Annotated in this window: 20 protein-coding genes and 3 pseudogenes; 19 read left to right on the forward strand and 4 right to left on the reverse strand. The window is 42.8% G+C overall.

Annotation, left to right across the window (positions count from 1 at the left end; genetic code table 11):
- Positions 1-993 (forward strand): 30S ribosomal protein S1, encoded by a 993-nt coding sequence (locus RAM70_RS16680; RefSeq protein WP_002757124.1) that lies wholly within the window; start codon positions 1-3, stop codon positions 991-993.
- Between the two features lie 124 nt (positions 994-1117).
- Here RAM70_RS16680 and RAM70_RS16685 read toward each other — a convergent pair.
- Positions 1118-1937, reverse strand: a pseudogene (locus tag RAM70_RS16685) (FHA domain-containing protein).
- An 84-nt stretch (positions 1938-2021) separates the two neighbouring features.
- On the reverse strand, positions 2022-2723 hold the full coding sequence (locus tag RAM70_RS16690) for a DUF3120 domain-containing protein (RefSeq protein WP_045357769.1): 702 nt from the start codon (positions 2721-2723) through the stop codon (positions 2022-2024).
- A gap of 163 nt (positions 2724-2886) precedes the next feature.
- On the opposite strand from RAM70_RS16690, the pseudogene RAM70_RS16695 reads away from it, so the two are divergent.
- Positions 2887-3520, forward strand: a pseudogene (locus RAM70_RS16695) (hypothetical protein).
- On the opposite strand, the gene RAM70_RS16700 reads toward RAM70_RS16695, so the two are convergent.
- Both RAM70_RS16700 and RAM70_RS16705 read right to left on the reverse strand, forming a co-directional pair.
- Positions 3517-3951, reverse strand: coding sequence for a VOC family protein (locus RAM70_RS16700; protein WP_045357775.1), 435 nt, complete (start codon positions 3949-3951; stop codon positions 3517-3519). The pseudogene RAM70_RS16695 and the gene RAM70_RS16700 overlap by 4 nt on opposite strands.
- Before the next feature lie 273 nt (positions 3952-4224).
- Complete coding sequence (locus tag RAM70_RS16705) at positions 4225-4740, reverse strand: TIGR02652 family protein (protein ID WP_045357972.1); 516 nt, start codon at positions 4738-4740, stop codon at positions 4225-4227.
- A 108-nt stretch (positions 4741-4848) separates the two neighbouring features.
- Between RAM70_RS16705 and RAM70_RS16710 the strand changes: the two genes are divergently transcribed.
- The 17 genes and pseudogenes from RAM70_RS16710 to RAM70_RS16790 all read left to right on the forward strand — a co-directional run bounded on the left by RAM70_RS16710 (position 4849) and on the right by RAM70_RS16790 (position 21579).
- Positions 4849-5400, forward strand: coding sequence for a gamma carbonic anhydrase family protein (locus RAM70_RS16710; protein ID WP_002798512.1), 552 nt, complete (start codon positions 4849-4851; stop codon positions 5398-5400).
- Positions 5401-5465: 65 nt separating this feature from the next.
- Positions 5466-5585, forward strand: coding sequence for a photosystem II protein Y (locus RAM70_RS16715; protein ID WP_002747397.1), 120 nt, complete (start codon positions 5466-5468; stop codon positions 5583-5585).
- A gap of 250 nt (positions 5586-5835) precedes the next feature.
- On the forward strand, positions 5836-7170 hold the full coding sequence (locus tag RAM70_RS16720; RefSeq protein ID WP_312674713.1) for an FAD-binding oxidoreductase: 1335 nt from the start codon (positions 5836-5838) through the stop codon (positions 7168-7170).
- A 289-nt stretch (positions 7171-7459) separates the two neighbouring features.
- Positions 7460-8755 (forward strand): adenylosuccinate lyase, encoded by a 1296-nt coding sequence (gene purB / locus RAM70_RS16725; RefSeq protein WP_045357973.1) that lies wholly within the window; start codon positions 7460-7462, stop codon positions 8753-8755.
- A 49-nt stretch (positions 8756-8804) separates the two neighbouring features.
- Positions 8805-8939 carry a hypothetical protein gene (locus RAM70_RS16730; protein ID WP_312674714.1) on the forward strand — a complete coding sequence of 45 codons (135 nt, stop codon included), beginning with the start codon at positions 8805-8807 and terminating at the stop codon, positions 8937-8939.
- A gap of 27 nt (positions 8940-8966) precedes the next feature.
- A complete protein-coding gene (locus RAM70_RS16735) occupies positions 8967-10415 on the forward strand; it encodes an AAA family ATPase (RefSeq protein ID WP_312674715.1) in 1449 nt (482 codons plus the stop codon).
- Entirely contained in the window at positions 10357-11268 is a 912-nt protein-coding gene (locus RAM70_RS16740) for a hypothetical protein (RefSeq protein ID WP_312674716.1), read from the forward strand. Before RAM70_RS16735 ends, RAM70_RS16740 begins: the two co-directional genes overlap by 59 nt.
- An 87-nt stretch (positions 11269-11355) precedes the next feature.
- On the forward strand, positions 11356-12423 hold the full coding sequence (locus RAM70_RS16745; RefSeq protein ID WP_045356388.1) for an IS4 family transposase: 1068 nt from the start codon (positions 11356-11358) through the stop codon (positions 12421-12423).
- A 589-nt stretch (positions 12424-13012) separates the two neighbouring features.
- Entirely contained in the window at positions 13013-13711 is a 699-nt protein-coding gene (locus RAM70_RS16750) for a hypothetical protein (RefSeq protein WP_045357787.1), read from the forward strand.
- 55 nt (positions 13712-13766) lie between these two features.
- A complete protein-coding gene (locus tag RAM70_RS16755) occupies positions 13767-14852 on the forward strand; it encodes an aromatic ring-hydroxylating dioxygenase subunit alpha (RefSeq protein WP_312674717.1) in 1086 nt (361 codons plus the stop codon).
- Positions 14836-15759 (forward strand): ferritin-like domain-containing protein, encoded by a 924-nt coding sequence (locus RAM70_RS16760; RefSeq protein ID WP_312674718.1) that lies wholly within the window; start codon positions 14836-14838, stop codon positions 15757-15759. Before RAM70_RS16755 ends, RAM70_RS16760 begins: the two co-directional genes overlap by 17 nt.
- Positions 15760-15838: 79 nt before the next feature.
- A pseudogene (locus RAM70_RS16765) lies at positions 15839-16840 on the forward strand (P-aminobenzoate N-oxygenase AurF); the annotation flags it as partial.
- Between the two features lie 219 nt (positions 16841-17059).
- A complete protein-coding gene (locus tag RAM70_RS16770; RefSeq protein WP_045357798.1) occupies positions 17060-17347 on the forward strand; it encodes a 2Fe-2S iron-sulfur cluster-binding protein in 288 nt (95 codons plus the stop codon).
- Positions 17348-17664: 317 nt separating this feature from the next.
- Positions 17665-18687, forward strand: a complete 1023-nt coding sequence (locus tag RAM70_RS16775) for an aromatic ring-hydroxylating dioxygenase subunit alpha (RefSeq protein ID WP_312674721.1) — start codon at positions 17665-17667, stop codon at positions 18685-18687.
- A 38-nt stretch (positions 18688-18725) separates the two neighbouring features.
- On the forward strand, positions 18726-19445 hold the full coding sequence (locus RAM70_RS16780) for a sterol desaturase family protein (protein ID WP_202964144.1): 720 nt from the start codon (positions 18726-18728) through the stop codon (positions 19443-19445).
- 137 nt (positions 19446-19582) lie between these two features.
- Positions 19583-20047, forward strand: a complete 465-nt coding sequence (locus RAM70_RS16785) for an LbetaH domain-containing protein (protein WP_199319033.1) — start codon at positions 19583-19585, stop codon at positions 20045-20047.
- A 2-nt stretch (positions 20048-20049) separates the two neighbouring features.
- Complete coding sequence (locus RAM70_RS16790; protein WP_312674724.1) at positions 20050-21579, forward strand: GH3 family acyl-acid amido synthetase; 1530 nt, start codon at positions 20050-20052, stop codon at positions 21577-21579.
- The last annotated feature ends 14 nt before the right edge of the window (positions 21580-21593 follow it).

The following is a 21593-nucleotide window of genomic DNA, read 5'->3' on the forward strand; positions in this document are numbered from 1 at the left end:
ATGACCACCCAAAAAACCGCAAACAAAAACATAGGCTTTACCCATGAAGATTTTGCCGCCCTTCTAGACAAATACGATTATCATTTCAGTCCGGGAGATGTTGTCGCCGGGACTGTTTTCAGCATGGAACCCCGGGGAGCGCTCATCGATATCGGTGCTAAAACCGCCGCTTTTATCCCCGTGCAGGAGATGTCGATCAACCGCGTCGATAATCCCGAAGAAGTTTTACAACCTAACGAAACCAGGGAGTTTTTCATTCTTACCGACGAGAATGAAGATGGACAGCTAACCCTGTCGATCCGTCGCATCGAATATATGCGCGCTTGGGAACGGGTGCGTCAATTGCAAAAAGAAGATGCTACCGTGCGCTCGAATGTTTTCGCCACTAACCGTGGTGGGGCATTAGTCAGGATTGAAGGTCTCCGCGGCTTTATCCCAGGTTCTCACATTAGCACCAGAGAAGCGAAAGAGGATTTAGTCGGTCAGGAATTGCCCTTAAAGTTTTTAGAAGTGGATGAGGATCGCAACCGTCTGGTTTTAAGTCATCGTCGCGCTTTAGTGGAACGCAAGATGAACGGTTTAGCCGTGGGACAGGTGGTAATCGGTTCCGTGCGCGGAATCAAGCCCTACGGTGCTTTCATTGATATCGGTGGAGTCAGTGGTTTACTGCATATTTCCGAAATCTCTCACGATCACATTGACACCCCCCACACGGTTTTCAATGTCAATGATGAGTTGAAAGTGATGATTATCGATCTCGATGCCGAAAGAGGTCGCATTTCCCTCTCGACTAAACAATTAGAACCAGAACCGGGAGATATGCTAAAAAATCGCCCATTAGTGTTTGAAAAAGCGGAAGAAATGGCGATTAAATACCGAGAAAAACGTCTAGCGGAAGCGGAAGGCCGGACCGTCTCGGAAGTAGTCGCAGAAATTGAAGTCCCTCCCGCCCTGGAAGAGGAAGATTTAGTTCTCGCCGCCGCCGAGGAGTAGGTCAGCTATCAGTTATCAGTTATCAGTTATCAGATGTGAGTTTTTAGTGGACAGTCTTAAGTAGGGTCTGCGGCAATCCCCCGTGAAACAGGAAGCTCTCAACGACCTTGAGAGTAGTTCACTTTCAATCTTTAAAACCGACACTGCTGGCAACTCCTGTAATTCCGGTCATCTCCTCACTACTATTGGCATCGAGGAAACGATCCAAGTCATCAAAAGTGGTTCCGTAGGTAATAGTGTTATCGTCGTATCCTTTCAGACTGACGGTATGTTGCTCGAAAGCTTGGTGGAGATAGGGTAAACCGATGAGATAACTGTAGGTAGTTGCTCCGATGGCTAAATCCCTACCCATTTCTTTAGTAGCCGACTCTAAACGAAAAGCGGCGTTGACTGTATCGCTGATCGCCGTATAATCTGGATGTTCACCGCTGCCAGTATTACCCACCATGGCATAACCGGTATTCACTGCCGCACCGATGCGTAATTTGAAGGGTAAAGGATATTGTTCGCTTAAGGCGCAGGTCACGTTGTATAGTTGCGTAATTGCTGCGAAAATTTGCAGGATATCGTCTTGATGGACTTCCTGTTGGCCGTGAAACCAGATGGCCATGATCGCATCACCAATATATTTATCTACCCAACTGCCGGAACTGCGGATAATACTCCCTGCATGGCGAAACCAATTGCCAATCAGAGAAGAAAGTATCTCACCTTCTCTCATTGACAAAAGTTCCATTGCGACTACCCAGATCGATCAGATAAAAATCTCCTGTTTCCGTGGATTGTAAAATAGCGTGATTACGAGAGATACAGTGATCTTTAATCATGATATCGTTATCTTTGCCCCGTCCGATTGTCCAGTAAGGTCTCCCCACGAGAGGGAAAAAACGTTGTCCCTTCTCGGTATGGAGTAGTAAATAGGGATTTTGTCCTAGTAGAGCCACGGGTGTATGAGCAGCGATAGACAGGGGGTGCTAACTATATAGTTTATTCTATTGACTAGAAATGGAAATGAGCTAGAAAAACCATTAAGCCAGAGAAGCGGTAATCCAAAATAAACCATCGACTAAAATTGTACTCAATACGGCTCCGCTAAATGCCCACCAATGGCATACCCGTTTTTGCAAAGGATAGATACCGATCGCTAGGAGCAGGTTGAGCAGCACGATCGCCCAACTGATGCCCCAGGGGGTCTGAATTTGGGCCAAGGCGTTATCAAATATCGGCGATACTAGGTTGGGATCTAGTTCCACGGTCATTAATTGTCGCCAGTAGGGAATTAGTCCCGTTAGATAGAAATATAAATCGGTGATGGCGGTCCCTAACAAAGAACCCAGATAGAAAAGATTGCCCACTTTGCCGCGACCTTTGTATAATCCCCAGAGAACAAAGGGCAGCCCGATCGCTTCCATGGGAATATGGATCAACGGTTCCCAACGCCACCAACCCCAGTACAGAGAACCTGCTAACCAACTCCAACTAAAGCCCAAAAGTAAATCTCCCCAAAGACTGATTTTTGCTTGTTTGAGCAGCCAAATCCCTAACCCCACCCAGAAAACGGTTAAACCTAGGCTAATTTCGGGATAGTAGCGCACTAGGGGCGCTTGCAGGAACACGGGGACTGATACCAGAAATGCTGCTGTCCAAAAGACGGATTGACATTTTTCCCAGTTAGGGACTAGGGGTTTCAGGCGATCGGGATTGGCGGGGACTAGGGTAGAGTTGAGCAAAGGATTTCAGAATTGTTACAAAACTTTATTTATATTAAGATACATCATTCTTTTTCTATTATATCCCCCCTAGGGGCATTTTGAGCAATTTAAAAATTGTTTTTGGCGATGCGCTATCCTGTTAGAATCGAAACGACAGCAGCGATCGAGGAGTGCAAAAAATATGGCAGCAGGCCATGAAGAAAATCCCAGAATGCCCCTAGATAAGGTTATTTTTGTCATTGCTTGCGTCTATCTAGGTTGGGTGGTGGCAGGGCTAATCAGTCAAAAAAATGCCCCTGTCTCTCAAAATGGCACAGTTTCTCCAGAGGCTCGCCAATTTATCGCCTATCTGCAATCATCTCTGACTATTATCGATCGCCAAGGTCAAACTTCATCCCCCGATCCTTATCCTTCTCCTAAAAATAACCCTTCTCCAGTAGCCACAGTTCCACCACCACCACCCGCTAATTTACCGGTTAATAATACTCCTAGGGTAATAGAAAGAATTTACGTTCCCGTTTATCCCCAACCCCCTAAAACCACTGCCAAAATTGTCCCGGTTCCACCCCCAAATCCCGATATTTCTGCGCCACCATTACCGGCTGCCCCCGAGGTGAAACCGCCGGTGGCAGTGCTTATTCCTACCAATAATCAGGTGAAAAATACCCTGGTGGGGGTGATGGATTTAGGCGATCGATCTTCAGCTTTATTTGATAATAAGGGGATAACTACTCGTATTTCTCCGGGGGAATCAACAGGTTATTTTGTCTCGCAACGGCCAAACAAAAGTCTTAGAAGTGGGACAATCTTTTTAGGTTAAACGACGGATAAATTCCAAGGGTAAACCGTCTGTATCGGCAATAAAAATGACTTCATAGACATGATCGCCGATCATCTGTTGTTGGGGTTGTAAAAGAATATTTAAAGGTTGATATAAATCAGCATCCTCTTGATGGGCTTGCTGAAAGTTATTGGTTAATTTTTCTAACCATTCTGGTAAATTGCTGACATTTTCTGTTAGGTCAAAAGACAGGTGATAATAACCGACATAATGCTGATCACTAAAGGCATCGGGTGCGGGTTTCGGTTGGGGAATTTGGATTAATTCGATGCGTCCGTTTAACCCCGTTAGCCAACAGGCCAAAGTATAACCCGTAGTGAATCTTTCCTCTGGGGTAAAACCGAGAAGTTGATAAAAAGCGATCGCCCGATGGATATTAGCCGTCCGAATAGAAGCATGGTGCATTTTCAGTGATCAGTAAGTAGTTGGACAAAAGTAAAGTTAACTGTGGGGTAAGGAGTCGGTCGTCAGGAGTCAGGATTCAGTAAGAATTGCGGCAATTTACATTTCTTAAGATAGACAACAGAATTTATGTCCGACTACTTAATCAGTAATCAGTAATCAGTCAGAACTCGGAGTTGACAAGCAATCATTCATTGATCCGCCTCCCGATTCAGTTTTGAGATTATGAGTTTATTAAGTGAGATTATCCACTGATAACTGATAACTGATAACTGATTAATCAAAAAGACGAAAATAGGGGTAACGTTTGGGAACCCCCGGTTCTTTTTCCAGATCAAAATTAATTACATCCCAACAGGGTTGATCGGGGGCATCGGGGCTAAATTCTACCGGTAAACCGTAGAGACGGGGAATAGTGGCTTCACCCGGTCCATTACCGCGCCAAGTGGTGTTACGTTCTAGGTAGGAACTAACTAGATCGCGATAACGGTTGGCAATAATTACTTTAGTCGCTTTAAATCCTTGAGTATAGAGGCGATCGAGTGCTTCGTGAATCTCAAAACGAATGCCATCCGGGTGGGTGTGTTGACGATACCACTCACCATTCCAGAGTCGCCAATGCCGTCCTGACTGCAAGTGAACCAACTCTCCCGTTTTGGGATCGGCTTCAAAAGCTCCATGGCGCGGACACAAATAGGTATCCGTCAAAGTGAGGGCGGGGATTAGCTGCCGACAGTGAGGACAATGGATATCGGGGCCAAAAACAGGGTATTGTAAACTTGCATTGATCATGGAAGAACCTAAACTAAAAATTGCTATCTTTGTACCAATAATCCTATCCATATTATACCCAACCAAATTGGACGGGTATTCTCTTTCGACTTTAGTGCAGATCCTTTCATGTCTTTAGATAACTTAAGATCAACTTCTAATTTCTGGCCCCTTGTCGATGTCAGTCAAGCGGCTTTTATCGCCCCTAATGCCACGGTAATGGGCGATATTTCCCTAGCTGTGGGGGTAAGTGTTTGGTATGGGGCGGTATTGCGTGCCGACGTGGAACGCATCGAAATTGGGGCCTATACTAATATCCAAGATGGGGCGATCCTACACGGAGATCCAGGCAAAATTACTATCCTTGAAGATTACGTTACCATCGGGCATCGGGCGGTAATTCACGCAGCCCATATTGAACGCGGTTGTTTAATCGGCATTGGGGCAGTGATTCTCGATGGTGTGCGCGTCGGGGCGGGTAGTATTGTCGGGGCGGGTAGTATTGTGACAAAAGATATACCACCGCGATCTTTAGTGGTGGGCATTCCCGCTAAACGCGTCCGGGAAGTGTCGCCACAGGAGGCTCAAGAGTTGATCGAACACGCCGAGCGCTATGCTAAACTTGCCCTCGTTCATGCGGGAAAAGCTACTGATACCGGATTCCCAAAACGGGCGGATTAGGGTATAAATATAAAATGAGAATCAAGTAACAATCTTTTAAGCACTGACCGAGGAGAAGGAAATCTATGGACTGGAGAGTGTTAATCGTTTTAACCCCTTTGCTTATTGCTGGTGGCTGGGCTGTCTTCAACATCGGCGCTGCCGCCATTAGACAAGCTCAACAGTTTCTCAGCAAACAAAGTTAATAAAAGTTTATACTTCTTAGTAAAACCGATCCCCTAGGCGATCGGTTTTTAATTTTTCCTTATCCAGCGATCGCTGATTGGGTGTGGGGTGTAGGGTGTGGGGTGTGGGGTGTGGGGTGTAGGATGTGGGGTGTGGGAAGAATAAATAAAAATAATCTCCTGACTCCTGAATCCTGACTCCTGAATCCTGACTCCTGACTCCTGACTCCTAACCCCACCAATACACTTTTTCAGCAATCTCTACTTAACCATGAAATCTAACTGTCAAAATCTCATTCAAGAACTTGCCCATCTGGAAATTATCACCGATCCCGGGCAAGTGGCGAAACTTTCCTTGGATTATTATCATTTTAGTCCCATTTTAGAAGCACAACTGCAAGATAAACGGGCTGATTTAGTCATTCGTCCCCAGAATAGCCAAGAGGTTATTGACATCGCTAAAACCTGCGTTAAATACCAAATTCCTTTAACAGTTAGAGGTGCGGGTACAGGTAATTATGGTCAATGTGTTCCCTTGCAGGGAGGAGTAATTTTAGACACAACCAAACTAACAAAAATTATCTCGATCGAACCGGGTACAGCACGGGTAGAAGCGGGGGTAAAAATGGCATTTTTTGATAAACAAGCTCGCGCAATCGGTTGGGAATTAAGAATGGCTCCCTCTACCTATCGGACGGCGACAATTGGCGGTTTTATCGGGGGTGGCAGTGTGGGCATGGGTTCGATTAATTATGGACAATTGAAGGATAGAGGCAATCTGCAAGCAGTGCAATTAGTCACCCTAGAAGCGGAACCAAAAATTATCGAACTACGGGGGGATGAGGTAGAAAAAGTCAATCATGCCTACGGAACAAATGGCATTATTACCGAGTTAGAAATAGCCCTCGCTCCCTGTTATCCTTGGGCAGAATTTATCGTTACTTTTGCCGATTTTATCACCGCCGCTAAATTCGGTCAAGCTCTCAGTGATAGTGATGGCATTGTCAAGAAAATGGTTAGCGTTCACTCCTGGCCAATTCCTGCTTATTTTACCGCTCTTAAGGATTATTTACCCACAGGAAAAGCGGCAGTTTTGTTAATAGTATCGGACAGCGATCGAGTCGCATTAGAATCTTTAATTAAAGAATATAATGGTGAACTTACCTACTATAAAACGCCAGAAGAAACTCAAAAAGGCAACAGTATCTTAGAATTTACTTGGAATCATACCACTCTCCATGCGCGTAGTTTTAACCCCAAGATAACTTATCTACAAGCTTTTTATTTTAATCTAGCCACGGTAGAGAAACTCTATAATTATTTTGGGGAGGAAATAATGATGCACCTAGAATTTTTGAAATTTCAAGGTAAAGTTATTCCCGCCGGTCTTCCCTTGCTAGAATTTACCACAGAAACTCGATTAAATGAGATTATTGCTATCTATGAACAACAGGGGGCAGCTATTGCCAATCCTCACACTTATATCATGGAAGATGGCGGCAGCAGACAGATTAATCCCCTGCAACTAGAATTTAAACAACTCGTCGATCCCTACGGATTGAACAATCCGGGTAAAATGCGAGCATGGGTTGAAGCAAGGGGGTAGGGGTTCGATTCAGGCTAGATTAAACAAGATAAGTAGGTAGGCGTTAAAAATTATCAGATGCCCCCCTTGTCAAGGGGGGACTAAGGGGGGATCGGCACCCCCCTTATCAAGGGGGATCCCCCCGCCTATCGGCACCCCCCTTATCAAGGGGGGACTAAGGGGGGATCGAACCTAAAACACTAACCGCTAAAAAGGGAGTGGGGAAAACAAAACTCTCCGCTGCCCCCTGCCTATTCCCAGACTTGCCCCGATCCGATACAATTAAACGGTTGTCTTGGAAGAATTAATAGTGATCGAGCGTTATACTCTCCCTGCGATGGGGAATTTGTGGACGGATAGATATAAATATCAAACATGGCTAGAGGTAGAGATAGCCGTCTGTGAAGCGCAGGCAGAATTAGGCTATATTCCTGCGGATGCAGTAGAAGAAATTAAGGCAAAAGCTAATTTTGATCCCGATCGCATTTTAGAAATAGAAGCAGAAGTGCGCCACGATGTCATCGCCTTTTTAACAAATGTTAACGAATATGTGGGCGAGCCGGGACGTTATATTCATTTGGGTTTAACCAGTTCTGATGTATTAGATACCGCCCTGTCCTTACAATTAGTCGCCAGTTTAAACCTGATTTTAGAACAATTAGAAGATTTTATCCAAGCCCTGCGCTATCGCGCCCAAGAACACCGTTATACAGTCATGGTGGGACGTTCCCACGGCATTCACGCCGAACCGATCACCTTTGGCTTTAAACTAGCGGGATGGTTAGCGGAAGTGCTACGGGGACGCGATCGTTTAATTCGCTTGCGCCAAGACATCGCCATCGGTAAAATATCCGGTGCAGTGGGAACATATTCCAATATTGACCCGAAAATTGAGGCGTTAACCTGTCAGAAGTTAGGATTAGAACCGGATACCGCTTCCACTCAAGTTATCTCCCGCGATCGACACGCCGATTATGTGCAACAATTAGCCTTATTAGCGGCTTCGATCGAACGTTTTGCCGTGGAGATTCGCAACCTGCAAAGAACCGATGTCCTAGAAGTGGAAGAATACTTTTCCAAAGGACAAAAAGGCTCCTCCGCTATGCCCCATAAACGTAATCCCATCCGTTCAGAACGCTTAACGGGAATGGCGAGAATTATCCGTAGTCATAGCGTTTCCGCTTTAGAAAATATCGCCCTCTGGCACGAAAGAGATATTTCCCATAGTTCCGTAGAACGGGTAATGCTGCCGGATGTTTGCATTTTGACCCACTTTATGCTCAAGGAAATCACCGATTTAGTCAAAAATCTGCTGGTGTATCCCGAAAACATGAAGCGAAATATGAATGTTTACGGTGGCGTGATTTTCAGTCAAAGAGTTCTTTTAACTTTGGTGAGTAAGGGAATTAGCCGGGAATCTGCCTATAAAATCGTCCAAGAAAACGCCCATCGCGCTTGGAACACCGATAACGGCAATTTTAAAGCTTTTATCAGCCAAGATGAGCGAGTTACCGGCATTTTATCCCCCGACGAGATCGAAAGTTGCTTTGATCCCCAGCAGCACCTAAATCATCTTAATAGCATCTACCAAAGGTTAGATATTTAAGGAGCTTTCAGTGATCAGCTAACCACTAGCTTGTTGCTTTAGAAAGGTAATGACAGCGTTTTGGATTGTCGGTTGGCGATCGATCTTTTCTCAGAAAGCGATCGCTATTCGTTTCTCGATCATGGTTGCGTTTGAAGATAAAACTAAAGAATCGGCGCAAGTGAGTACGAATCGGGTAAAATAAGGGTCTGTATTCGGAGTGTTCGTTTTTATGATGAAAATCAAACTCTTGAATTTAGGTAGTATTAAAGAGGCAGAAGTGGATCTTCGGCCTCTAACCGTTATTATTGGCCCGAATAATTCTAATAAAACTTATATCGCCTACTCGATTTATGGGTTATGGATTAATCATCGTGACGGCCTTTTTTTTTCTAGTGAAATTTTAGAAAAAATAGAATTTACAAATCAAGCCGATCATTGGTCTTTAAAAATAGACCGACGTTTTTATGATGTTATATCCGAAATTGTTCAAAAGTCCGCATCTGAATTTAGCGGGATAAAACTACAATCTTTTTTCCAAGATTCTAGCGGCAAGATTTTTGAAAAAACGAAATTCAGTATCGAAATTTCCGAAGATGATATTAAAACAGCTATAGAAAAAGTTTTAGCGCATATAATTGAGTATCGCCAGTCATTAGCTTCATTTGGAATCAAGAAAATCGAGCGAAGCGACAACAATAATGAGATTTTATTTTATCCAGAAAAAGAAGCTGAAATTTATGATTATAAAAACATGGTTCTTCTTGATTTTGTTGCTGGTGTTGTAACATTTTCATTTTCTGACATACTTCCTTTACCCGCCGAAAGAAACGTTTTTATAAATACCTATAAAGTGCTGGCTAATAGAAGATATAAGCTACTTAAAGAGAATCAGAGAGAGCTATTGATACAAGGACGTATTAATCGAGATAGACAGTTAGAGTTACTAAAAGAACAGGGGGATATTCGATATCCTCAACCAGTAGAGGATTTTTTGGATTTTTTAACTGACATAGAACTAGAAAATAAGCCCGATCCCATTGCCAAAAACAAAAATGATTTTCAAAAATTAGCCGATCAAATTGAAAAGTATATTCAAAATAACAATAAAACAATCTTTAAAAAGACTAAATTCGGAGGCAGAGAAATTAAAGTTTCGGTAAAAAGAAGTTTAGAGATCGATCTTTATAATGCTTCCTCGTCTATTAAACAATTAGCCCCGCTTTTACTCTATTTACGCTATCGAGCAAAATCGGGGGATTTTCTGGTGATCGATGAGCCTGAAATGAACTTACATCCAGAATCTCAGGTAAAATTGTTAGAATCTTTAGCGATTTTAGTAAATTTAGGAGTTAGAATTTTATTGACGACTCATAGCCCCTATTTGATGGCTCATCTTAACAATATCGTTAATGGTAATCACCAAAATCCAGAACTTTTAGCCGAACAAGCTAAATTGCTTTATCTGCAAGATAGCCGAGCTTTTCTTAAAATGGAACAGGTTAGCGCCTATGAAATAAAAAATAATCAATTACTTTCTTTACACGACCCTGAATACGGTATTCGTTGGGATACTCTCAGCGATGTATCAGTTGATATTCAACAAAAGTTTTTTGCAATTTATGAAGCAGGACAACAAAACCAAGAAACCGAAGAAGAATGTTCCTCAGAAGAAGAATAAACTCGATTGGCAGAAATTTAACTTTTTAGAAAATTTGCTTATTTTCTGTACCGTACCCAATCGGATCGCTCCACCCGAAAGCGGTGTCAGCTTTCGGATTACCAAGCCAGAAAAAGATTCCGTTTGTATTTTATTTAAAACTGATCGTCAGAAGGATCCTCTCGTTAGAAATCAAAAGCAGAAAAGACCTGATTATTTATCTCTTTTTATTCAGAATGACTTACTTCTGCTGACGATTATCGAGATGAAGGGAACTAATAAAAATTCCACGAGTACAGGTATCGAACAAATTACAACTTTTAGAGATATTTTAAAACAAGAAATTGCCGATCATGTCACCAGTAAACTCAAATATAAATTACAAGCTATCCTATTAACTCCCTATAATGCCGATATTCCTCGAAAGGCGATCAAAGAGGAAGCGGAGAAAGGATTTATTATTTTACCTATCCAGTATGATTCTAAAGCGGAGCTTTATCGTTATGTTTCCAAGACTTACAAGAAAGCGGATTTAAGCAAAATAAATTATATTCACGACGAGCAACATAAAGAATCCGATTGTTTGTTAATCGAAAACTTGTTGGCTAGACAAGCATCGGACAAACGTAAACAGGATAACTATTATTCATGTAAATTCACTCCCACCAAAGATAGAAAAGGCATCTATATAGATTATCAGGTGTCGAGCGATCGAGACTTGATCACCCTATTAACCGATCCGCAGGGAAAGAAAGTTCAATTGGCTTACTGTAGTGATGATTCTCAAAGTTCAATCGATCAAATTCAGGAAGAGATTAAAAATTTAAACATATATGGAATGGTAGAGATGGTAAGTCGCCTAATCAATAGTTAGTATAAAAAATCTAAGTACAGGACAAAAAGCTTGAAAAGTAGGCGGGAGTGGGGTTTTATGAGAAATAGCACTAATCTCGAAACCCCTATGAACCAGTATAATGCGTTGAAACAAGCTCTCAAACCTCATTTGCGATGGCACGGAGCAAGACTCTCTTTCCTCGCTCTATTCTTACTGGCTCTGTTGAAAGTAAAAACCGTCAACCTCAAGGAATTAGCCCTAGGTTTTGAAGGTCGGGTATTGGTAGAGTCCCATTACAAACGATTACAACGCTTTTTTGGGGACTTCGAGATAGATTACCCTGAAATAGCTCGCATTGTAGTCCAGTGGCTCAATATCCCTCAACCCTGGGTATTGAGTATTGACCGCACCAATTGGTCATTTGGTAGTCATCACTACAACATCCTCACAGTCGGCATTGTCCATGAAGGGGTAGCTATTCCCATTCTCTGGTGGATGCTCAAGAAGAAAAAAGGCAACTCAAACAGCGATGAACGGATGCGTTTTATTGAGGAGATGCTGAAGATTTTTCCTTCTGCGGAGATTCGTTGCTTGTGTGGAGACCGTGAGTTTATTGGGCTGGCGTGGCTGAGGTATCTTTTGCTTGAACCGATGCTGGCTTTCTGTTTAAGAATTCGGGCGACAGACAAGATTGAGTACAATGGCAAGCGGTTGGCCGCCAAGGTTATTTTTGCCCATCTTGCCATTGGTGAATCTCAACGTCTGCAGGGGAGTTGTCTAATTTGGGGTTATCCCGTTTCTGTAGAGGCTCTTCGCTTACCCGATAATTCTTTGCTCATCGTCATTGGACAGCCCGATTGTCTGGGTCTGATTCAGGATTATGCCCAACGTTGGGGTATTGAAACTCTTTTTGGCATCTTTAAGACCCGTGGGTTTTGTCTAGAATCTACTCACTTTACTGACCCAAAACGTCTGCGTAAGCTTTTAGCCTTACTGACTTTAGCTTTGGTCTGGTCTCTCAAGACAGGATTGGAGATACATCATCTTAATCCAATTCCTATCAAGAAACATGGTCGCCGAGCAAAAAGCCTCTTTCGGCTAGGTTTAGACCACCTTCGTCATCTTATTCTCAATCCTTCATTACCTAACTTTTCTCTTTTTCTCCAGTCCTTACATTTTTTGTCCTGTACTTAGATAAAAAATAGGTGTAGAGAAATCTATATATAAATGGCTCCGCAATAAACTTGACAAACTTGAGGTTTTGGTGCGGTTGGCTAAGGAACCGAAGCGACCACTACTGTTGCCGAATCCGAGCGCTCCGATGTAGCCGATTTTGTCGGGTGCGTTCCCTGCTGCAACGAGGGGGAACGCACCTTACCGATTATGATATAATCGCCGCATATACTTCTCGCTTGCTACAACCGCGATGAATGTTTTCTGGAGCTATTTCCCCCTGGCATTTGTTGTTATGCTTTCTAATTGTTTCACGCCACAACAAGGGCGAACGGAATCGCCTAAAATTACCTGTGAAACAGAAAGCTATCCTTCCACAAAGCAAAAAGTTCCCACGACAATGATCCAGCTCATGTTAAGCTACCGCTAACCCATCCTACAAATAATTGTGCCTCCCTACTTACAGTTCATTCAATGTGTGATTACCCCGCAACCTCGATGAAGTTGTAGGGCGCTAATTCTGGCTGGGAGTCCGAACTTTGACGGCTCTCTTGGATTTACTGGAAAGATGTAGGTTATACTCCAAGCAGTAAAGTTGAGGTGTTCAATCATGAAAAGTCTTTTGCTAGGTGTTCAAAATTTGGAACTAAGCGATCGCACCGCCATGTATCTACTATTTAAAAATTACTTTAAAGGTGTAACTTGGGATGGGTTTCAAATTGATCTAGAGCGCAAAAACTGGGTTTTATTGTTAAGAGATGAAACTAGCAATGCCCTGAAGGGATTTTCGACTCTTATGTTCTCTCAGCAAACTTATTTAGGAGAACAGATCGGTGTGGTATACTCAGGTGATACCATCGTTGATCCAAGTGCTTGGTCGAGTACCTCGTTACCGCGTAGCTGGATTGCTGCTGTCACTTTTGTGCACCGACAATATGCTGCCAATAAGCTATACTGGCTGTTAATCTGTTCTGGGTTTCGTACTTATCGCTTTCTCCCTACTTTTTGGCAAGATTTCTATCCCCGTTATAATGTTGAAACCCCTCCTAGTATTACCAATCTAATGGCAAGTCTGGCTAAAGAATACTATGGAAATTCTTACCAAGAAGCAACTGGTATCGTCCGCTTCCAACACCCTCAAATTCTCCTGGAGGGATTAGGGGAAATACCGGTGGGAAGACAGGCTAACCCCCACGTTCAGTTTTTTCAAAAAAAAAACCCTGGCTATCAACAGGGAGATGAGTTAGTCTGTTTGACTGAGATCTGCTATGATAATCTCACGGCGGCTGGAAGGCGGATGTGGCCTTGACCTTATTATTGTAACTCCTTTTTCTCGTTAGAACTGCCTCTGTCAAGTTATATTTATGCTGTCTGATCACTCCTTCTCAAATTTTAACAATCCTGAGCAATTTATCCAAGGATGGTACTGGGCATTACCATCCAGAAAGTTAAAATTGGGCCAGGTAAAAGCTCTAACTTTGTTGGGTAGAAGTTTGGCAATTTATCGGGGAGAAAGCGGTCGGGTGATGGCGGTAGATGCCTATTGTCCCCATATGGGGGCCCATTTAGCAGAGGGGAAAGTAGAAGGTGATGGAATTCGCTGCTTTTTTCATAATTGGAAATATAATGAGCGGGGAATGTGTGTAGATATTCCTTCCCAAGAAAAACCTCTACCGGTGACTATTAAAACTTGGCAGACAGCAGAAAAATACGGAATGATTTGGGTTTGGGTGGGAGAAGATAAGCCAAGCCCTTTACCATACCTACCAGAGTTAGAAAATGTCAACTGTGATTATACATTGGGAACTCACTTTTTCAAAAATTGCCACCCTAATGTATTACTTATTAACGCAATTGATGCTCATCATTTCAATACAGTACATCACCTACCCGTAAAAATTATCTTCTCTTCTCAAGAACTGAACCCTAACGCTATTATCTTCAACAACACTACCCGAGGAGGGGAGGATTCTTGGTTAATTCGCCTGATTCGTCCTCTCTACCGCAACGAAGTTACTTATAGTATGTGTTACTGGTATGGGAGCAGCGGAACTGTGACCCTAGGGCCAGATTTTCTGCACTTTTACATTATCTTTGCCCTGCGAATGCTTGCAGGAGGAAAAACCGAAGGACAAACAATTCTGGTAACTTCCCAACGGACTGGATTATCGGGATGGATTATGAATCGCGTTTTGCTATGGTTGACCCAGCAGGTTGGTAATTACTTCGCCGGGGGAGATACCCAAGTATTTCAAACAATTCGGTTTGATTTGCGAACTCCCACCAAAGCAGATAGTTCTATCCTGCAATTCATTGAGCAGGTCAATCGCCAGCAAGCCTTAACCTGGGGAACTTGGAAGGCTGTCAGTCATCCCATGCCTCAAACGCCGGCCCCGTCTTACTCTGAACCCCCATTGATGGAAACGGAAAAAAATGAAATTCCCAGGTAAAATCGCCGGTTTTGACCTACCGCACCATAATTCCCCTGACCATTTACACCGGATACTAACAGCGGCATTGCCTCGGCAGAACAATTATGTTCTTTCTCAGAACTTAAATTATTGGGATGCTGAATTTTTCAATTTACATCGAGTCAAAGTTTTTGAACAATCTCCCGTGGATGAGCAATCTGCTATTTTGGAGCTAGTCGGCGGCGGCCTACTAGAAGAATCGTATTTTATTGAGAAGGCAGGCGTTGGCTACATGGCCAAAATGGTGTTGTTAGCAGAAACCGTTGAGGAACGAATGCTCTATGGGCTGTTTGCTGCTGATGAAGCCATCCACCTTAACCAGATAACCAATTTTTTACCGCAGCGGGAAATGACTAATACAAACGATCCGTTTCTCTGCCTACTGTCAGAAGTGGCTGAAAGCTCGGATAAAACGGTATTGCTCTTTGTGCTACAAGTGGTGTTAGAAGGTTGGGGTTTGAGCCACTATCGACGTTTGGCGAAGGAATGTCGCCATCCTGAATTAGCAGAGATTTTTTCGGGCTTTTTAGAGGCTGAATCTCGCCATCATAGCACGGGAAATGCTTTGTTTAAACAGATTTCAGTGGCTAGCTCCAGTCAGGCAACAATTATTGATATATTAGCACAATTTTTATTTATGGTTCAAATGGGACCCCAAAACGTACTGGCAGGAATTGAGCAAGTAAAAGGTCATTTAACCCGATCTCAAAAAGTCAAAATTCTCGAGGAGCTAGATACGGAAACCCATAGTGGTATTAGGTTGAAACTGATGCGATCGCTAATGAATATAAAATCAGCATATGCCATCTTTCAAGCTTTAGAAGAAAGGGGTGCTTTTCAACCTATTCCTGCCCATAAATGTGTTCTTCAATCTGCTGGTAATTAAATTAGATATGGAAAAACGTATTCAAGGCAAACTGCACATTAATTACAATCGGAATAAACAGCAAGACCATACTGCTTTAATGGATGAAGTAGCTGCCAGCTTTCGCTATGAAGATTGTCAGAATGAATATTGGAATCCAGAGGAATTTTCTTTGCTCTACGGGACTCCTTTATGGGAGCAGTCTAGTCCCCATCAGCGCGTTATTTTAAACCAACTTTATTGGGTAGCTTATTACTCACAAATCGTCTCGGCTGAAATTGCTACTATCTTTTTCAATCAGACCAGCGCGGCAGGACTTTATGCCCATGAAGATTTTCGTTTAATCTGCGATACGTTGGACTTAGAGTCATCCCAAGAACGGGCGCATATTAATGCCTTTCGTACTATTGCCAAGCAGACCGAACAATCGCTATTCGGAAAACTTATCTTCACTTACCCAATGCGCGGACCTTTTACGGAAACGATGGTCTATGCTGAAACCAATACCCTTAAAACATGGTGGAAAAAACTTCAACTGCAATATTTTGGCCTGATTTCTGCCAATAATACCTTCTTGGCCTGTCAGTATTTTACAGTGCGAGGGGTGCGGACTCTAAATGGGAAAATAGTCCAACATAAACTCAGCAATTATTATCAGAGATATTGCCCTCAAGAATCTGCTCCTATCCCTGCTCAGGTTTCCCATTGTCACTTTCTAGATGAAAGCTTCCACTTCAATAGTTCGACAATTATCTCCCACGATGTTATTAACTGCTTGACACCGCCAACTGCTTTTGAGCGATTGGTTGCCAATTTAGGACTCTGGGGATGTCAGCGGGATCATTTTCACTTTTCTGTGGCAATTAATGGAATTTTTTGGTACGATCCTGCGTTATATGAGAAAATTTATTATCTACTGCGATCGCCTATTTTTGGCCTGGGTCAAGGGGAGGCGCAGGAAATGATGGATTGTTGTTTTACTCAAGAGTCAGAGGGTTTACACCGTAGTTTTTTAACCCATCAAGAAGCCATGGCATCCTATAAGGTATATGTGGAAAAGCTGGATTATCTTTGGCCGTGCAATCGGGAAATGTCCCTGATGGCATCTAATTGTATCTCTGGATACTTGGCAATTCAAACGCGAGAATTACAAAGGTTTAAATATCGTCTAAGATACAGTTCGCTGACAAGCGAGTGGAACAAACCACAAAGACACAAAGGACACAAAGATTAATCGCTTCTATATAAGTTAAACTGGTCGCAACGCGCTCGCTACGCGAGATCACACAAAGAACGAGAGAGCCTAAATTGGTTAGCTGTTATGACTGATTTGTGTAGAATATCTTTTCCGTCTACTGATTTTGCTGCCATTATTTTGCCATGCCATGAGAATTTATCTGAACATTTGACGGTTCATAATTCACCTGTTTTATTTGGCTGTCGGACTGGTATTTGTGGTACCTGTTTGGTGGAAGTCGTTGGCGATATCCCCCCTCCCCAACCCGAGGAACGGGAAATATTGGAGAATTTAGCTCCCCATTATCCGCAGGTGCGGTTGGCCTGTCAGCTTGAGCTTACAGGTGATATCGAGATGGTAGTCCTAAAATAGACAAGGGCGAAATGGGAATGCGCTATGGTAGCCGGGGAAAGTTGGGGGGATATCCAATACTGTTCAGTTAGTGTCACAAACTTAACACGAGGAAGGGTGTGGAGAGGGGATGGAATTAGCAAGGCTTTTGGTTTCCCCCGTCCCCTCTCGGCCACTTCACCATTTCTCTTATCTGAACAGTGTTGGGGGGGAGATCTTGTTTCGGGTAGGTAAATTGTGGGATGATAGGTTAATTGGAAAATTTGACAGGGGGCTGGGCCAGGACGGGCGGAATGTAGCCGCAAATCTTTATTAAGGGTCGGTTTTGAGAGTCTGCTATGCAATTTCAGGATTTCTGGTATATTGTATCCCTCAGCAAACATTTAAAGGCTAACCAAGTATTAGCACGCACTGTTTTAGGAGAATGGCTGGCGATATTTCGTGGCAGTAATGGAGAACCAGTAGCGTTGCAGGATCGCTGTTTACATCGTAACAGTCGTTTGTCAGAGGGTAAAGTCAATCGTGGTATCTTGCAATGTCCCTACCACGGTTGGCTCTATGACGGGAATGGCCATGTTATTGCTGTCCCTGCTCAAGGACCGAGCTTTAAATCTCCTCCTGGTTGTCGAGGGAAATGTTATGCCGTCAAGGAACGAGATGGTTATGTCTATGTCCGGTTGGCTGCAACCCCAAGGGTTGACTTTGAACCTTTTCCTATGCCTCACTACGGACAGCCTGGCTGGGAAACAGTACGGGTAATTAATCGTTTTGCTAACGATGTTACCAACTGCGCCGAGAACTTTATTGATATTCCCCATACCGCTTTTGTTCATCAGGGTATTTTTCGCTCCTCCCGACAAAAAAAGTTAGGGATGACTGTTAAACGCTGTGACGGTGCTGTTTTAGTGGAGTATCACCACGAAAGTAGTAATTTGGGATGGTACAGATATTTTCTTAATTTTAAAGGCACAGGGATTAAACATAGCGATCTCTTTTTTATGCCTAATATTACCTGCGTGGAATATCAAATGGGAGGTAATCGCCATTTATTTATTACCAGTCAATCTATCCCCGAAACCCATAATTCAACTTTGGTTTACACGGATATTACCTATAATTATGGCATCTGGAATAAATTAGCACTTCCCTTTGTGGGCTGGACTGCTCAACATATCATTCGCCAAGATGTGAAAATTTTAGGGGTTCAAGGAGAAGCTATCGCTAAATATGGCACAGAATTTTTCCCTACTCCTGCGGATACAATTCACCTTTTCGTAGAGTCAATTAGAGGGGCAATTGGTCGGGGGGAAGACCCGCGATTATTGCCCAATCAGACCGTTGAAGTTAACTTTTGGGTTTAAGGTCAATGCTAGAAAAAAATTACTTACAAGTGATAACTTTGAGCAGCTTTATTATTTTAATTGCTTGGACGATTAGCCATAAGTCCTCCCGCGGTCATCTCCGAACTAAAACTTGTCAAGATTGGCTACTAGATGGCAGCGGATTAGCAATTCAAGGAATTTTTATGCCCTTACTACAAGCTCTGTTGTTTTCTGAGCTTTGCCAGCATTTGACAACTGATTATCAAGGCTGTCTTAAACTATCACTAATTCCCTCCTTTATCCTTAGCTTTGTTATGGTTGATTATTTATACTACTGGAATCATCGTCTGTTACACCTTAAATTATTTTGGCCAGTTCATCAAGTCCATCATACCGTTAATCAAATGGATGTGTTCGGAACTTCTAGAAACACCATCTGGACAAGTTTGTTAATTATTTATTTATGGATAAACCCATTATTTTTATATTTATTAGCTAAACCCACAGGCTATTTATTAGGAGTTAGTTTGACATCTGCCCTAGATTTATGGCGGCATAGCCGCTTGCTAATCGCCCCTAATAGCTGCTGGGCTAAAGTTCTCTCCCCTTGGTTAATCTTACCAGAGGATCATGCTTGGCATCATGGTAGGGAAACGAGGGACTATAACTATGGGGCTAACCTGAAAATTTGGGATAAGTTCCATGGAACCTATTATCAATGTCAAGAATCCCCTTCTGCCCTAGGGATTACTACTTCACTAAACTTAATGCAAAAACTTTTTTTCCCATTCCTATGACTATTTTCGGTAGAGTCATTTCATTCTTTCCTGCCTTTATTTTGTTGCTGACTGGAGCAGCAATATTTTACTTTCTGGCTTCACCTAGTATTTTTAGCCTCCTAGCTGTGTTGCTGTCTATCTATGGGTTCCCGCCGTTGGTTTATCGCTTACATGAATATTTTTATCCTGTACGAGAGGGCATTAGTTATCTACAGATGAAAGAATATAGTCCTTGGTGGGGTAGCCATCAAATCCAGGTGATTTATATTGCTATTCCAGTGTTAGAAACACTATTAAGGTTGATTCCGGGGCTGTTTTCATGGTGGTTGCGATTATGGGGGGCAAAAGTGGGGAAAGATGTTTACTGGACCCCAGCCCTAGAAATTAGTGATCGCGGTTTTTTAGAAATTGGCGACCGGGTGGTTATCGGTCATCGTGTCGGAATTTATTCTCATATCATCAAGCCTCGCAAAGCTGATTTAATGTTATATGTCAAAAAAGTCAAAATTGGTAATAATGTCTTCATTGGGGCTGGCTCCCATCTAGCTCCTGGAGTAGTTCTTAATGATGGTAAATTCTTAACTTTAGCCACTGACCTCTATCCCAATCAAAAGATATAATAATGCGTCCAATTATTCAGCTATTTGGAAAAATACTTGCCCCCAATGCCCAGCGGTTTCAGCAAGCATTGAAACGTCCAGATTTAACCCAGAGATGGGTACAGAAAGAAATCGTTGCTCGTCTCATTAATAGTGCCTACGGTCGAGCATTGGGAATTAATTCAATAAAAGATTGGTGGCGAGTTCCCCTAGTAGATTATGAAGATATTATCCCTTGGTTAAAGCCAACAGTTCAACATCATAAATATCAACAAATTTCCCTGACTCCTGAACCCATTCTATTTTTTGAGAAAACCTCTGGTAGTAGCGGGGCGATGAAATTGATTCCTTATACTCAATCTTTGCGCCGCTCATTTAACCAGATGTTCTGTGTCTGGGCCTATGATTTAATCGTGAACGGACCTGACTTTTCTACAGGAAAGATTTACGCTTGTATTTCACCAAGATTAAATGAAGCTGATAGTCAAAACTTACAGAATGATTTAGATTACTTAGATGGCTGGTTGCGCTTTTTTTTGCGTCCCTGGTTATTGCTGCCCGAACAACTTAATAACTTGAATAATATCCCAGCTTTTAAGCATCAATTAGCCCTAGCTTTACTCAAGGCTGAGGCATTGGAGATAATTTCCATTTGGAGTCCCACCTTTCTCCAAATCCTTTTAAAATATATTCAGGAGAATCAGCAGTTATTGCAAGCAGAATTACAGCAGCGAATTTCACTTAATCGACTAAAACTACTCAGCGAAAGTCCTATTCCTTGGCAACAAATATGGCCAAGCTTGAAACTAATTTCTTGCTGGGATAGTGCTAATGCAGCAGTTCAAGCTCAAGGGTTGCGCTCGCAGTTTCCGGGGGTATTAGTTCAAGGAAAGGGGTTATTAGCCACAGAAGCACCGATGACCATCCCTTTGATTAAAGCTAGGGGATATGTACCAGTTCTGGATGAAGTGTTTTTCGAGTTCGAGGATAACCAGGGTGTTCTCTTAAGTTTAACCGAACTTACCATTGGTCAAGAATACAGACTCATTTTGTCCCAAAAGGGGGGATTATATCGTTATCGCATAGGCGATTGCGTCCGCGTCACCCACTACTATCAAAACACTCCCTGTTTAGAATTTCTGGGAAGATATCAAAGCCTGAGCGATTTAGTCGGGGAAAAATTGTCAGAAACCTTTGTCAATAATGCTCTGACTAGGTTGAACTTACCATCAACCAATTTTAAAAGCTTGGTGCCGGTGGCCGCCCCCCCCCATTATCTTCTCTTGCTAGATAGGGCTGAAGAAACCCCAGCCATGATTGCTCAAAAGCTAGATAGTATCTTATCAGAGTCTTATCATTACCGGAGGGCGCGGGGGCTTGGTCAGCTTGAACCGCCAGAAGTTTTCATCTCCCCTCAAATCCCTGAACTATTGGTTTCCTATCACATCCGCACTGGAAGTATTTGGGGGGGTATCAAGCATCCAATGCTGGCCACATCACCCCTTAGCACCCAACTTTTACGAGAGATCAGAAAAATGTATAATCCTGAGTAGCAGAAAAAATTTTC

Source organism: Microcystis wesenbergii NRERC-220, assembly GCF_032027425.1.
GTDB classification, from domain to species: domain Bacteria; phylum Cyanobacteriota; class Cyanobacteriia; order Cyanobacteriales; family Microcystaceae; genus Microcystis; species Microcystis wesenbergii_A.